The organism is Cellulosimicrobium cellulans (genome assembly GCF_042723955.1).
GTDB classification, from domain to species: domain Bacteria; phylum Actinomycetota; class Actinomycetes; order Actinomycetales; family Cellulomonadaceae; genus Cellulosimicrobium; species Cellulosimicrobium cellulans_H.
Genome location: NZ_JBHXIC010000020.1, coordinates 47055 through 60139, shown reverse-complemented (window position 1 = coordinate 60139; position 13085 = coordinate 47055). Strand labels below are relative to the sequence as shown.

19 protein-coding genes are annotated in these 13085 nt (G+C 75.0%); 3 read left to right on the top strand and 16 right to left on the bottom strand.

The genetic code is table 11. The annotated features are described in order from the left end of the window. Positions 1-93: 93 nt before the first annotated feature. A complete protein-coding gene (gene aspS, locus ACFWH7_RS08035) occupies positions 94-1404 on the bottom strand; it encodes an aspartate--tRNA(Asn) ligase (protein WP_378215976.1) in 1311 nt (436 codons plus the stop codon). 231 nt (positions 1405-1635) lie between these two features. Further along, entirely contained in the window at positions 1636-1806 is a 171-nt protein-coding gene (gene rpmF / locus ACFWH7_RS08030) for a 50S ribosomal protein L32 (RefSeq protein WP_378215974.1), read from the bottom strand. Positions 1807-1985: 179 nt separating this feature from the next. Here rpmF and ACFWH7_RS08025 point away from each other — a divergent pair, with 179 nt between their 5' ends. Then, positions 1986-2357: a hypothetical protein gene (locus ACFWH7_RS08025; RefSeq protein ID WP_378215973.1), complete on the top strand. Its 372-nt coding sequence runs from the start codon at positions 1986-1988 to the stop codon at positions 2355-2357. Between the two features lie 99 nt (positions 2358-2456). Here ACFWH7_RS08025 and ACFWH7_RS08020 read toward each other — a convergent pair whose 3' ends face one another. From ACFWH7_RS08020 to rpmB, 7 genes are all read right to left on the bottom strand, one after another. Next, complete coding sequence (locus ACFWH7_RS08020; protein WP_087470693.1) at positions 2457-2738, bottom strand: HU family DNA-binding protein; 282 nt, start codon at positions 2736-2738, stop codon at positions 2457-2459. Between the two features lie 155 nt (positions 2739-2893). Beyond that, positions 2894-4354 (bottom strand): zinc metallochaperone AztD, encoded by a 1461-nt coding sequence (gene aztD, locus ACFWH7_RS08015; protein ID WP_378215972.1) that lies wholly within the window; start codon positions 4352-4354, stop codon positions 2894-2896. A 61-nt stretch (positions 4355-4415) separates the two neighbouring features. Beyond that, on the bottom strand, positions 4416-4538 hold the full coding sequence (gene ykgO / locus ACFWH7_RS08010) for a type B 50S ribosomal protein L36 (protein WP_047231790.1): 123 nt from the start codon (positions 4536-4538) through the stop codon (positions 4416-4418). After that, complete coding sequence (locus ACFWH7_RS08005; RefSeq protein ID WP_021483270.1) at positions 4535-4834, bottom strand: type B 50S ribosomal protein L31; 300 nt, start codon at positions 4832-4834, stop codon at positions 4535-4537. The genes ykgO and ACFWH7_RS08005 overlap by 4 nt, the downstream gene beginning before the upstream one ends. Positions 4835-4893: 59 nt before the next feature. Next, the gene (rpsN, locus tag ACFWH7_RS08000) at positions 4894-5199 is read right to left on the bottom strand and encodes a 30S ribosomal protein S14 (RefSeq protein ID WP_378215971.1); all 306 of its coding nucleotides are present in this window, start codon (positions 5197-5199) and stop codon (positions 4894-4896) included. Next, a complete protein-coding gene (rpmG, locus tag ACFWH7_RS07995) occupies positions 5199-5366 on the bottom strand; it encodes a 50S ribosomal protein L33 (protein ID WP_021483268.1) in 168 nt (55 codons plus the stop codon). The genes rpsN and rpmG overlap by 1 nt, the downstream gene beginning before the upstream one ends. After that, positions 5366-5602, bottom strand: coding sequence for a 50S ribosomal protein L28 (gene rpmB / locus ACFWH7_RS07990; RefSeq protein WP_021483267.1), 237 nt, complete (start codon positions 5600-5602; stop codon positions 5366-5368). The genes rpmG and rpmB overlap by 1 nt, the downstream gene beginning before the upstream one ends. A 174-nt stretch (positions 5603-5776) precedes the next feature. Here rpmB and ACFWH7_RS07985 point away from each other — a divergent pair, with 174 nt between their 5' ends. Further along, positions 5777-6976 carry a GTP-binding protein gene (locus ACFWH7_RS07985; protein ID WP_378215970.1) on the top strand — a complete coding sequence of 400 codons (1200 nt, stop codon included), beginning with the start codon at positions 5777-5779 and terminating at the stop codon, positions 6974-6976. A 31-nt stretch (positions 6977-7007) separates the two neighbouring features. Here the strand turns inward: ACFWH7_RS07985 and ACFWH7_RS07980 are convergent, their stop codons facing one another. From ACFWH7_RS07980 to ACFWH7_RS07970, 3 genes are all read right to left on the bottom strand, one after another. Then, a complete protein-coding gene (locus tag ACFWH7_RS07980; RefSeq protein ID WP_378215969.1) occupies positions 7008-7274 on the bottom strand; it encodes a hypothetical protein in 267 nt (88 codons plus the stop codon). 100 nt (positions 7275-7374) lie between these two features. Then, complete coding sequence (locus ACFWH7_RS07975) at positions 7375-7767, bottom strand: hypothetical protein (protein ID WP_378215968.1); 393 nt, start codon at positions 7765-7767, stop codon at positions 7375-7377. Positions 7768-7825: 58 nt separating this feature from the next. Beyond that, positions 7826-8419, bottom strand: a complete 594-nt coding sequence (locus ACFWH7_RS07970; protein ID WP_378215966.1) for a TetR/AcrR family transcriptional regulator — start codon at positions 8417-8419, stop codon at positions 7826-7828. Positions 8420-8499: 80 nt separating this feature from the next. Here ACFWH7_RS07970 and ACFWH7_RS07965 point away from each other — a divergent pair, with 80 nt between their 5' ends. After that, the gene (locus ACFWH7_RS07965; RefSeq protein ID WP_378215965.1) at positions 8500-8940 is read left to right on the top strand and encodes an anthrone oxygenase family protein; all 441 of its coding nucleotides are present in this window, start codon (positions 8500-8502) and stop codon (positions 8938-8940) included. 322 nt (positions 8941-9262) lie between these two features. Here ACFWH7_RS07965 and ACFWH7_RS07960 read toward each other — a convergent pair whose 3' ends face one another. From ACFWH7_RS07960 to ACFWH7_RS07945, 4 genes are read right to left on the bottom strand one after another with little or no spacing between them, the layout of a single operon-like run. Continuing rightward, complete coding sequence (locus tag ACFWH7_RS07960) at positions 9263-10051, bottom strand: peptidase M56 family protein (protein WP_378215964.1); 789 nt, start codon at positions 10049-10051, stop codon at positions 9263-9265. Further along, complete coding sequence (locus ACFWH7_RS07955; RefSeq protein ID WP_378215962.1) at positions 10048-10689, bottom strand: RNA polymerase sigma factor; 642 nt, start codon at positions 10687-10689, stop codon at positions 10048-10050. The genes ACFWH7_RS07960 and ACFWH7_RS07955 overlap by 4 nt, the downstream gene beginning before the upstream one ends. 55 nt (positions 10690-10744) lie before the next feature. Continuing rightward, positions 10745-11359, bottom strand: coding sequence for a DUF1775 domain-containing protein (locus ACFWH7_RS07950; RefSeq protein WP_378215960.1), 615 nt, complete (start codon positions 11357-11359; stop codon positions 10745-10747). Next, the gene (locus ACFWH7_RS07945; protein ID WP_378215959.1) at positions 11356-13083 is read right to left on the bottom strand and encodes a copper resistance CopC/CopD family protein; all 1728 of its coding nucleotides are present in this window, start codon (positions 13081-13083) and stop codon (positions 11356-11358) included. Before ACFWH7_RS07945 ends, ACFWH7_RS07950 begins: the two co-directional genes overlap by 4 nt. Positions 13084-13085 lie beyond the last annotated feature (2 nt).

Here is a 13085-nt window from a genome sequence, read left to right as displayed (position 1 = left end):
GGGGCGCGCCACACGGGGGGGGCCCCCGGCCCCCCCCCCGGTGTCGGCGCCCCGGGCCCCCCCCGGGGGGGGGGGCCCCCCCCCCGTCGGGCGCTACGGGGCGAGGCGGTGCAGGTCCCGGGGGAAGAGCGCGACCTCACGGACGTTGGGCGCCTCCACGAGGCGGGCGACCCAGCGCTCGAGGCCGATGGCGAATCCGCCGTGCGGGGGCATCCCGTGGGCGAACGCCTCGAGGTAGGTCGCGTACGGCTCGGCCGTCTCGCCCCGCGCCGCCAGCGCGTCGACGTAGTCCTGGTAGCGGTGCAGCCGCTGCCCGCCCGTCACCAGCTCCAGGCCGCGGAAGAGCAGGTCGAAGCTGTTGCTCCAGCGGGGGTCGTCGGGTTGCGGGTGCGTGTAGAAGGGGCGCTTCCGCATCGGGTAGCCCTCGACCGCCAGGAAGTCGGAGCCGTGGGTCGACCGCGCCCACGCACCGAGGGCCCGCTCGTGCTCGGGGGCGAGGTCCGGCTCGTCGTCGGCCGCCCCCACGAGGGCGAGCGCGTCACGGAAGTGGATCACGGGGATCTCGGACGGCACGACCGGCAGCGCCGGCCCGATCCGCGCGACGGCGTCGCCCGCCCCGTCCCGGAGCGCCCCGACCATGCCCGCGATCACGTCGCGCAGCACCGCCAGGACGTCCCGGTGGTCGTGGACGAAGCCGAGCTCGACGTCCAGGGAGACGTACTCCGCGAGGTGGCGCGCCGTGTCGTGGGGCTCCGCCCGGAAGACCGGCCCGACCTCGTACACGCGCTCGAAGACGCCGACCAGCTGCTGCTTGAAGAACTGCGGGCTCTGGGCGAGGTAGGCGGTGCGACCGAAGTAGTCGACCGGGAACACGCTCGCGCCCGACTCGGTGGCGGACGCGACGAGCTTGGGGGTCTGGATCTCGGTGAAGCCCGCCGCGTCGAGCGTGGCGCGGAACCCGCGCAGGCTCGCGGCGGCGAGCTCCCAGCGGGCCCGCCGGGCCGGGTGCCGCCACGTCACGGCCGCGTGGTCGAGGAGGGTCGGCAGGGCGACGTCGAGGTCCGGGCGCCACAGCTCGACCGGCGGGCGGCTCGCGGGCGCGCCGAGCAGCTCGATCGTGGGCGCGGTGAGCTCGACGCCGCCAGGGGCCTGCGCGTTCGCGGTGGCCGCCCCCGTGACCTGGACGGCGGTCTCCTCCGGCGGCAAGCCCTCCGCGGGCACCTCGTGCGGACGCAGGACGACCTGGGCGAGGCCCGTGCGGTCGCGCAGGACCAGGAAGGACACCGTCGCCAGCTCGCGGCGGCGGTGCACGTGCCCGCTCAGGGTCACCACGCGTCCGGGTGGTGCGGCGGCGACGTCGGCGGCCAGGGTGCGAGCGAGGGCGGGCGGGGCGGGTGGTCTCATGACTCCTCCAGGGAAGGGCAGGCCCTGGAGGTGCGGGCGGGGGCTAGGTCGCGGTGCCACCACACCTTCGTCGACGTCTCGTCGACCTCTCGTCGGTACGCCGTCACGCGCGGGGAGCCGCCGCCGGTGTCGCCACCGGCCGAGGGTCGTCACGCCTCGCAGCCTCCGCGAGCGACGATACCGACCGACCCGCGCGCCGACCACCGTATTGAGGTGGCCGGCGGCCAGGGGTCACTCGGGCAGCGTCACGTAGCCGCGTCGCACGCCCGCGACGAGTCGGCGCGGGAGGGTGACCTCGCGCCCGTCGACGACGACGGTCACGAGCTCGGGCGCCTGCGCCTTCCACTGCGAGCGGCGGGCGCGGGTGTTGGAGCGGGAGAGCTTGCGCTTGGGCACGGCCATGAGGGGTCCTTCCGGTGGGTGGGCACCCAGCCTAGCCGCTCGTGAGAACGATTCTCAAGACGAGTCGAGGGCGGGCGCGCGGACGGCGGTAGCATCCCGGGGGCCGTCCGCCCGCCAGGCGGCGACGCAGCCGCCACAGTCCCGCCACAGCCATCCACCGAACGCAACGAGGAGCCACCATGGCCACGGTCGACTACTTCCTGTCCGGCGACCCCGAGGTCGCCAAGCAGCACCTGCACGCCGCGCTCCAGGAGCAGGGCTTCGCCGTCACGACGCGCCCCACGGGTCAGTGGGCCGCCGAGCGCGGGAGCAAGCAGAAGACGTTCTGGCTCGGCGCGTTCGCCGGCAAGGCGCAGCACCTCGTGTTCACGGTCGACTTCATGCTCCACGGCGGCCAGCTCGTCGCGCGCATCGACCGCCCCACCGGGCACGGCGCCATGGCCGGCGCGGTCGGCGTCGCGCGGTCGAACAAGGCGTTCTCCGAGGTCGACCAGGCGATCGGCACGCGCCTGACCCAGCACGGCATCCTCGCGAACGTCGTCCACGCCTGACCGCGAGCGACGCCACGCACGACGAAGGCCCGGAACCCCTCGCGGGGTTCCGGGCCTTCGTGCTGCTGACCGAGCCGGCAGCGGTCGGTCAGCGAGACGTCACTTGGCGACGGCCTTCTTGAGCAGGCTGCCGGCGCTGATCTTCACGCCGAAGCCGGCCGGGATCGAGATCTCCTCGCCCGTACGGGGGTTGCGGCCCGTCCGGGCGGCACGCTCGACGCGCTCGACGGACAGGAGGCCCGTGACCTTGACGGCCTCGCCCTTGCCCAGCGACTCGATGAGCACCTCCTGGAAGGCGTTGAGAGCCTTCTCGGCGTCCGCCTTCGACAGGTCGGCCTTGCTGGCGATGGCCGAGACGAGCTCGGACTTGTTGAGCGACATGCGAATCCCTTCTTCGGTTCACGACGCGCGGTGGTCACCACCCGTCGTCACGGTCTCAGTGTGCCAGCCGCGAGGCCGTGCACCGGGGACAACACTAGGGAACACGCGGAGTTTCGCGCGACTTCTCGCGGCCTCCGGGCGTCGCGTGTCTGCGCTCAGCCCTCCTCGTGCTCGTGGTCGTGGCCCTCGTGACCCTCCTCGGCGGGCTCGTCGTGGGCGTGCTCACCCTCCTCGTGGGCGTGCTCGTGGTCGTCGTGCGCGCCGGCCGCGGCCGGCTTCCCCGTGACGCCGGCGAGCTCGTTCGGGACGACGTCGAGCTCAGCGCTCTTCCACACCTCGCCGCCGACGTAGTCGACCGCGTGGATCGCGCGGCCGGCCGGGTCGGTGACGTAGGCGATGCCGTCCTGGACGAGCAGCGCGGGCCGTGGCTCCTGCCACTCCTCGGGCTCCTCCCACGCGTCGACGACCGGGATGGACCGCACGACCGTGCCCGACTCCGGGTCGATGACGTGCAGCGACCCGTCCGTGCCGAGCACGAGCGCCTCGCCCGCGTCGCCGCGGCCGAGCGAGCGGAACGTGTAGCTCGCGGGCAGGTCGACGAGGCGCAGGCTCGCGTCGCGCGTGTCGATGAGGGAGACGCGGGTCGGCCGCTCCAGCTCGGCGTCGGGGTCGGACTTGTAGTCGCCCAGGACGAACGGCGACTCCTCGCTGCCCGCCTGGTTGCCGATGCGCCCGTAGGCGTCCGGGGCCGCGACCTTGCTGATCGCGCCGGCCGCGACGACGACCGCGCCGTCCTCGCAGCCGATCACGACGGCCTCGTCCGCGGCGACGGCCTCACCGTGCACGCCGGGGCACTGGTCGATCGCCGCGACCTCCTCGCCCGCGGCGTCGAGCAGCCGGACGCCCGTGCGCGCGTCCTCGGTGCCCTCCGAGACGACGAGCGAGCCGTCCGACAGCTCGACCGCGACGCCGTGGTGCGCCTCGGGGGTGGTGAGGGTGCGCGCGTCGTCGATGCCGTGGGGGTCGGCCACCGCGGCGGAGTCGAGCACGGTGATCTCGCCCGTGCCGTCGTCGAAGAGCGCCGTGCGTCCCTCGTGCACGACGACGTGGCCCGGCTTCTCGGCCGCGTACGTCACGTCCGTGAGGACGGGGTCCGCGGTGTAGTAGTGGTCGTGGTCGCCGTGCGGCTCGGCCCACGTGCCGGCGTCGAGCACCTGGAAGCCGCCGGACGTCGAGACGAGCAGGTGGCGCCCGTCGCCCGCGGGGTTGAGGCGGTTGAAGCCGGCGAGTTCGAGGTCGTCGACGACCTCGAGCGTCGTCGCGTCGAGGACCTGGACGCCGCCGTCGTAGGTGATCGCGAGGCGCGGCGTGAGCGCGGCCGCCTCGCTGACGTCGGAGGTGGCCGACGGCGCGGGCTCGGTCGCGTCGCCCTGCTCGCCCTCGGAGCCCGCCCCCTGCGCGCACGCCGCGACGAGCGTGAGCGGGAGGGCGAGGCCGAGCGCGAGGGCGAGCGGGCGCCGTCGGGCTCGCGCCCCGGGAGGGGCGTCACCGGAGGGGGGACTCGCCCCGGCGGGATCGGCGTGGGCGTCGGTCGGGTCGGGTGCGGTGTGGTGCATGCGTGGTCGGCCGCCCGAGATCCGGGCGGCCGCTCCTCTCCGGTGGTGGTGGGTACGCGGGTCAGCCCTGACGGGCCTTCCAGCGCGGGTTGGCCTTGTTGATGACGAAGGTCTTGCCGTGGCGGCGCACGACCTTCGCCCCGGGCTTGTCCTTGAGCGAGCGGAGCGAGGCGCGGACCTTCATCGCGCGCCCCCGCCCTGCGCGCCGCCGCGGGCGCCGTAGCGCTGGCGGAACTTCTCGACCCGGCCGGCGGTGTCCACGACGCGCTGCGTGCCCGTGTAGAACGGGTGGCTCGCGCTCGAGATCTCGACGTCGACGACGGGATAGGTGTTGCCGTCCGTCCACGTCACGGTCTCGCGCGGGACGCCCGGGCCCTGCGGGTGGTCGCCCGCGAGGGTCGAGCGGGTCAGGAACGAGAAGTCGGCGGACTTGTCGCGGTAGACGACGGGCCCGTAGACGGGGTGGATGTCCTTCTTCATGGTGGTTCTCCTCGCTGGGCCGGTGACGGGTCGGGCGCCGCCGCGCAGGGCGGCAGCCGTCACCAGCTCGACTTCGTGACTCCGGGCAGCTCGCCGCGGTGCGCCTGCTGGCGCAGGCGGACGCGGGAGAGCCCGAACTTCCTCAGGTAGCCGCGCGGGCGGCCGTCGACGACGTCGCGGTTCCGCACGCGCGTGGTGCTCGCGTCGCGGGGCTGGCGCTGGAGCTCGCGCACCGCGGCCGCCGTCTCCTCGGGCGAGGACGACGGCGACGCGACGACGCGCTTGAGCTCGGCGCGACGCTCGGCGTAGCGGGCGACGACCTCGACGCGCTGGTCGTTGCGCGCGACCTTGGAACGCTTGGCCATCAGCGCTCCTCGCGGAAGTCGACGTGGCGGCGGACGACGGGGTCGAACTTGCGCAGGACCATCCGGTCGGGGTCGTTGCGGCGGTTCTTGCGGGTCACGTAGGTGAACCCGGTGCCGGCGGTGGACCGGAGCTTGATCACGGGACGGAGGTCGGTGCGGGTAGCCATCAGAGCTTCTCCCCTCGGGCGAGGATCCGCGCCACGACGGCGTCGATCCCCTGGCGGTCGATGGTCTTGATGCCCCGGGCGCTGACGCGCAGGGTCACGTGGCGACCCAGCGACGGCACCCAGTAGCGCTTCTTCTGGATGTTCGGGTCGAAGCGACGCTTGGTCCGCACGTGGGAGTGCGAGATCGCGTGGCCGAACCCGGGAGCGGTGCCGAGCACCTGGCAGACGGCGGACATGGCAGTTCCTCTCGGGGTCGGGTGAGGCGACGGGAGACGACACTAGAGAGTGAGAATCATTCCCGTCAAGACGCTATGCTGACCCGCTGTCGAGAACAGTTCTCAGGAGCAGGTTGTTCCCGAGCCGGTCGCGAGACCGCGCGGGACGCCCCAGACCACGGATCGGAGCGCTTCATGCCCCTCTCGTCACCTTCCCCGTCGGGGTCCTCGCCCGACGACGCGCGCGTCGCCCTGAGCGTCCTCGCGACGATCGACCCCGTGCTGCGCGACAGCGCGGTGTTCGGGCTCGTCGTCGGGGCGCCGCGCGTCGTCGCCCTCCGGCACGACATCCGGGCGGCCGAGGGCGCACTGCGCCGCGTCGTCGTCGACGCCACCGGCGTCGTCGAGGACGAGGTCGTGCCGCTCGAGCACGCGTGCCTCTCCTGCGCTGTCCGGGAGGACGCCGTCCCCACGCTGCGCCGGCTCGCCGAAGACGGCCGGTGGGACCACGTAGTGCTCGCGCTGCCCGTCGCCGCCGAGTCGCTGCCCGTCGTCCGGGCCCTCGCCGCGCAGGCCACGCCCGGCAACGAGCTCGAGGGCCTGCGCCTCGCGACCGTGCTCGCCGTCGCGGACGTCGACACGCTCGAGCACGACCTGCTCGACGACGATCTCGTCGCCGAGCGCGGCGTCGGGCTGACGGAGGACGACCAGCGGGCCGTCGGCGAGGTGCTCGCCGCCCAGCTCGAGCACGCCGACCTCGTCGTGACCATCGGGGACCTCACTGCCGGGGCGACCGGCTCCGGCCTCGTCGACCGACTCCGCGGCGTCGGGACCCGGCGCGTCGACGGGCTCCATGCGCTCGCGGCCGACGACCTCGCCCGGCACACCCACGACCCCGCCGCCGGCGAGCGGCGCGCCCACCCGCTCGGCGTACGGGGCCCGCTGCCCCGGCACGAGAAGCCGGCCGCCGACCGCAGCTGGACCGTCGAGCTGTGGTCCGTGCGGCCCTTCGACCCCGAGCGCCTGCTGCGCCGTATCGAGGACCTCGGCACCGGCCGGGTCCGGTCGCGCGGGGTGTTCCACGTCGCCAACCGCCCCGACTCGCTGTGCGCGTGGGACGGCGCGGGCGGTCAGCTCTGCATCGGCACGCTCGGCACGTGGGACGACGCGACGACCGCCGAGGGTCGGCCCGTCGAGCCGCACACGCGGGTCGTCATCGTCGGGGCCACGCCCGAGGGCGAGGGTGCCGACGGCGACGACGAGCGCGGCCGCCTCCTCGACGCGTTCCGCGACGTGCTCGCGACGCCGGACGAGCTCGCCGACGGCGGCCTGCGCTGGCTCGGCCGCACCGACGTGCTCGCCCCCTGGCTCGGCGCGCGGAGCGACGCCGTGTGATCCGCCGAGCGCCCGCGAGACGGCCGCCGGGTCAGGTCGTGGCGAGCAGGACCACGAAGAGCACGAGCGCGCCACCGACGGTGGCGACGAGCCACGCCCGCGTGCGACGGGGGCAGGCTATCCCGAGCCCGAGGAGCAGCGGCGCCACGACGAGGCCGACCGCGAGGGCATACGCCTGCGGCGCCCCGTCGCACGGGCCGCCCCACGCGTCCACGCACGCGTCGCTGCGGGAGTCGAGGCCGAAGACCAGCGCGAAGAAGGCCGGTGCGGCGACGAGGAGGAGCCCGAGAAAGGCCACGAGCGCCCCCGCGGCTGCCCGATCGTGCCGCCTCCGCATCTCGGACGTCGTGAGCACCGCGCGGGTCCGAGGTCCCCTCTCCTGCACTCGCGCCGCCTCCCTAGCGTGCGAGGCTGACCGCGGTGCCGACGAGGGCCGCCCACGTGGCGAGGCCCAGGCAGGCGGAGATCACACCCGTTCGCCGCGGCCTGCTCGTCCCGACGATGTAGACGGCGAGGACCGCGGGAACGAAGAGCCCCACGACGCCCCCCGCGATCTGGAGGAGGCCCTTGCCCGGCTGGGGGCACTCGACGAGCACGATCATCCCGCACGACGTGGGGTCGAAGGAGTCCATCCCGGCGACGACCATGAACAGCGCGAAGAAGCCGAACACGAGGTAAAGCACGCCCGCGACCGACAGCGCGAGGAGCACGCGCCACGTCTCGGTCCCTTGTGCCGCGGACCGACGGTCGTCGCCGCGCTCGACCGGCGTCCGGTCCGTCGCGCTCTCCACGTCGTGAGTCTCGCAGACGGCCGCCCGGTCAGGGCACGCTCGGCGAACAGCTGAGGCGTCACCCGACGACGCGGCGGACCAGCTCGTCGACGCGACGCCCGTAGTTCTCAGCGGAGAACCTGCCCGCGCGTTGCAGCGTCGCGACCCCGTGCATCGCGCCCCAGACGACCTCGGCGGCCGTCCCCACGTCCGACGGCGGCCGGTCGAGCGCGAGGAGCGCGTCGGCGATGGCGTCGAAACCCTCGCGCATCGCGCGCGGCGTCTCGTCCGAGGCGAACGCGGCCCCGATCGGCAGGTGGAACATCGCCTCGTACGTCGCCGGGTGGCGCGCGGCGAAGTCGAGGTACGCCACGACCAGCGCGCGGACCCGGTCCTCACCGCTCGCACCCTCGCCGGGCTGCGGACGGGCCGCGGTGAGCGCTGCCGCGAGCTCTTCGAAGCCGAGCAGCGCCACGGCCGTGACGATCTGCGACCTGCCCTCCGGGAAGTGCCCGTAGAGGACGGGCTGACTGTACCCGATCGCGTCCGCGAGTCGGCGCGTGGTGACGGCCTCCCACCCCTGCTCCTCGGCGAGCACCCGCGCCGCCGCGACGATCTGCGCCTCCCGCTCCTCGAGGAGCCGTGCCTTGCGCGCTGCTGCCGGTGTGCTCACAGGCCCAAGTCTAGCGTCGCTAGATTGTCTGTGCTAGTTTTCCTAGCGTTGCTAGATTCCCTGGATCGAAGGAGCCGGACATGCAGTGGTTGCCGATCGTCGCCGTGGTCGTCCTGGGCGTGATGGTGGGGGTCGAGGTGTCGGTCGCGTTCGTCGTGAACCCGATCGTCGACCGGCTGCCGGGGAACGCCGGCCTGCTCGCCCGGGCCGACGGCGGGCGGATGCTCGGGCGGGCGATGCCGTTCTGGTACTTCGGGTCGCTCGCGCTCACCGCAGCGACGGCCCTCGTGCTGCCCGCCGGCGCGTGGGCGGCCTGGACCGCGGCCGCCCTCCTGGCGCTGAGCGTGGTCCTGTCGGTCGCCGTGCTCGTGCCCATCAACAACCGCGGCAAGACGTGGACCCCCGAGACCGCGCCCGCCGACTGGCGCGAGCAGGCCCACCGCTGGGACCGGTACCACCTCGTCCGCATCGCCCTGCTCGTCGCGGCGTTCGCCCTGCTGGCCGTCGCAGTCGCCGCCTGACCTCGCGACCGACCGGGCCCCGCCCCGGAGAACGGCACGGGGCACGGTACGGAGCCAGACGCAGAGGAACCGGTGGCGATCCGCCGCGAGAGCTCCCCCCAGCGAAGCTCTCGTCGCGGACCGCCACCGGTCCAGGTGTCGCCACGTGACCCGTCGCGGCGACGTCCCCCACCAGTGCAAGAGGCTGGGGTCTCATGTTCGGGACGTGCACGAACAGTGATCTGGATCACAGTACGTCGGTCTTCGCCACGACGCCCGCCGACCAGGTCCGGCGTCGTCCCACCGTGGTTCGGCGACGACCATCGCGCTCCCGAGGCCAACCTCATCCGCCGACGACGAACTCACCGATCACCGTCTCCCCGTCGGACTCGTACACCGGGACGCTGACGGTCTTGCCCTCGCGCGCCTTCTGCCAGGCCGCGGCCTCCTCGGGGCTCGCGGGCGAGCCGCCCTGCGCCTCCTCGAGCTCCCACGCGTACGCATAGCCGACCCGCCCGTTCGTCGCGTAGACCGAGACGAGGTCGGGCCAGCCCGTGTCGTTCGCGACCCCGAACGTGTCGCCGTTCGCGTTCGTCGCCCAGGCGGTGACCGTCTCGTCGACGTAGGTGGCGACGAGATGCCAGCGCGCACCCGGCTCGGCCTCGACGCGCACCGACTCGTCGCCCGGCACCGCGACGACGCTCCAGCCCATGCCGACAGGCTCCCCCGCAGCGAGCCGGCGCGCCTGATCCCGCCCGTCCTCGGCCGAGCACGTCATGTTCGCACCGTCGTCGAGCACGAACCGCCCCGCGTCGAGGCACACGAGCGACAGCTCGACGTGCGTCGCGCCGTCCGGCCTGGGCCCGAGCTCGACGGTCGCGGTGCCCGCGCGCGTGACCTCGACCGGCTCCGCCAGACGTGTCACGACCGTGCCGCCGGGCTCGACGAGCGCCGTCACGGCGTACGCCGTCCCGCCGGCGACCGCGAGCGCACCGAACGCCCCGGCGCCCGCCCACCACCGGCGTCGTGCCGGGCGGCGGAGAGCCGCCACCGACGCCTGGTCCACGAGCGCGTCACGCAGCCCCCCGGCGAACACGGGATCGAGGTCCGGCATGCGGTTCTCGCTGGTCATGAGCGCCCTCCTTCGACGAACGCACCGTTCGGACGCAACCTCGCCCGCCCTGGTTCCGCCGCACCGACCGCGGCGCGGAGCCGGACGCGCGCCCGGTGCAGCCGGGACTTGGCCGCCGACGGCGTCAGGCCCAGCAGCTCGGCGGCGTCGGAGAGCGACCAGCCCTCCAGCGCGACGAGGGTGAGGAGCCGCAGGTCGGCCGCCGGCAGCGCGCGCAGCGCCGCGCCGAGCACCGGGTCGACGACCTCGGCCGGGTCGTCCACGAACGCGGACTCCTCGGCGGCGGGCACGTCGCCGGCCCGGGGCAGGGCGTCGAGCAGCCGGCGGTGGCGTCGGGTCCCCCGGCGTACGTTCCGCGCGACGTTCGACGCCGTGACGAGGAGCCACGGCAAGGGCGAGCCGTCGACGAGCCGCACCGACGCGCGGCGGCGCCACAGCTCGAGGAACGCCGCCGCCAGCACGTCCTCCGCCTGGGGCCGGTCGACGACGAGCCGGTACGCGTGCCGGAACACGCGGTCGCGGTGCCGGTCGAAGAGCACGCCGAACGCCGCGCCGTCACCGCCGAGTGCGGCGGCCCACAGCGCGGCGTCGGTCTCTCCGTCACCGTGCTCGTCGGCAGGGCCCGGGTCGCGGTCCATGCCCCGTAGTGTCCAGGAGGGCCCGGACGGTTTCACCCGACGACGACGTCCGTCCTCACGTCGCCCGGACTCGCCGCCGGGAAGCCCGCCCGCCCGCGACTCCGACCACCACGGCGCCGACCACGACGGCCGCGACGAGGGGCGCCGTCGGCGTCGGCGACGCTCCCGCCGCGACGGGCGCGGAGGCGAGCGACGCCGCCGTCGCGACGAACGTCGGCGCGGGGCGTGCGCCGGACGGGTCGGTGTCCGTCCACGCGTACGACGCCCCCGACGGGCACTCCTGCACCGCCGGGAAGACGAACGCCTGCCCCACGTCGCCCGTGACGCGGACGTCGAGCGTGAAGGCCGCGCGCTCGCCGTCGGGCACGGGCTCGCCGGACCACGCCACCGCGTCGTCGGTCACGTCGGAGGTCCACCCGTCGGGCTGGCCCGCCGCGAGCGCCTCGACCCCCTCGGGGAGGGTGACGCGCAGCGCGTCGGTGGGCTCGCCGTCGCACCCGTGGTCGAACGTGAAGGTGAGCGTCGACGTGCCGTCTCCGTGGGGTTCCACGGTCTCGATGAGCACGTGCGCGGCCGCCGGTCCGGCCGCCAGCACCGCCAGGGCAGCGGTGGTGACCGCGACGGCGACGAGGCGGGGCGCGCGCCGGGCGGCCCGGTGCTGACGGGTCATGAGGACACCTCCACGGGGATCTCGACGATCGGGTTCTCGTACTTGGACGTCCGGACGCTCACGTGGAGGGTCCAGTCGCCGGCCATCGGCAGGTCGAGCGTCGCCTCGTACGCGCCCGTCCCGGTCTGCGTGAGGGGCCGGGTGAAGGGCCCGAGCGCGGGGTCGGCGAGCGTCGTGGACAGCTCGGGCACGGCGACGGGCTCCACGGGCTGCCCGTCGGCGTCGAGCAGCTCGATCTCGAGCGCGTTGACCCCGACCCGTCCGGGGGTGACCCGGGCGTGCAGGGTGCCGTCACCGAGCTCCTCGACCACCTCGATCGCTGGTGCCGTGGATTCCTCGGCAGCCGGGTCCGCCGCCACGACCGGGCTGCGCGAGACGAGCACGCCCGTCACGGCGAGCACGAGCACGAGCAGCGCCGCCTCCGCCGCGACCGTCCGGCCGAGCCGACGGCGCGCGGTCGCCTCGGTCGTCCCGCCCCCCGGGCCGGCGCCTCGCCCGCGGGGACCGCCGTCGGCCACGACCGCCGGGACGAGCCGGTAGCGGTTCCAGGCCGCGACGCCGACGAGGCACAGCGCGACGCCGACCTTGACGAGCAGGGTCTGGCCGTAGGTCGTCGACACGAGCGCGTCGAGCGTCCCGAGGATGCGCCACCCCAGGACGGTCCCGGTGACGGCGAGCGCGAGGACGACCCACGCGCCGAGCGCCGAGAACCGCGCGACGGTGACCGCCGCCCGCCGCGCGTCGACGCGCGCGGAGGGCGCGAGCACGAGCGCGAGCCCGACGACGCCGCCGAGCCACACCGCCCCGGCCACGACGTGGAGCGCGTCCGCCGTGACGACGAGCCACGGCGGGCCGAACGTGCGCGTGTGCCCCACGAGCACGAGCGAGCCCAGCGCCAGGGCCGCCGCGCCGAGCACGACGCCGGCGGGCCACGCCGCCCGGGTCTCGCGCGCCGCGCGCGGCGCGAGCAGGGTCGCGGCGAGGAGCCCGGCGAGGCCGAGCGCCCCGGCGAGCGTGGAGTCGGTCGCGAGGCCCGCCGCCCAGGTCGCCGGGTCGAGGAGGGACCCCAGCCCGCCGCCGGCCTGCCAGGCCGGGGTGAGCGGGACCCCGAGCACGATCCCTGCCGCCGCGGCGACGAGCGCCCCGCGGCGCACGCGCTGCAGGCGGCGCCGCAGGACCGGCGCGGCCCCGGGCGAGACGTGCAGCACGAGGAGCTCGAACCCGACGAGGCCCGCGACGAGGAACGTCCCCGCGTAGACCGCGGCCTGGTCGAGCGCGCGCACGGCGACGAGCGCCGCCGTCGGCTCGGCCACCCGGGCCTCGACCGCGGTCGCGCTCGGCGCGCCCACCGAGAACGTGAACGCGCCCGCCACGGGGTGGGTGTCGAGGGACACGACGCGCCAGCTCACGACGTACGTGCCGTCGTCGAGCGTCGCGGCCGGGGTGACGACGAGCGCGTCGTCGACCGCGGCGACGTCCACGTCGACGGGCGAGCCGTCGGCGGCGAGTACCGTCGTCCCGCCGGCCACGACCTGGACGGGCTCGTTGAAGGTGATGGTCAGCGCGTCGGGCGGCGCGTCGAGGACGGTGCCGTCCCGGGGGTCCGTGCCCACGAGGACGGCGTGGGCCGCGGCCGGGCCGCTCGCGAGGATCGCGAGCAGGACCGCGGCCGCGGCACCGACGACGACGGCCACCACCCGGCGCAGCACCGAGGGGCGGCCCACCG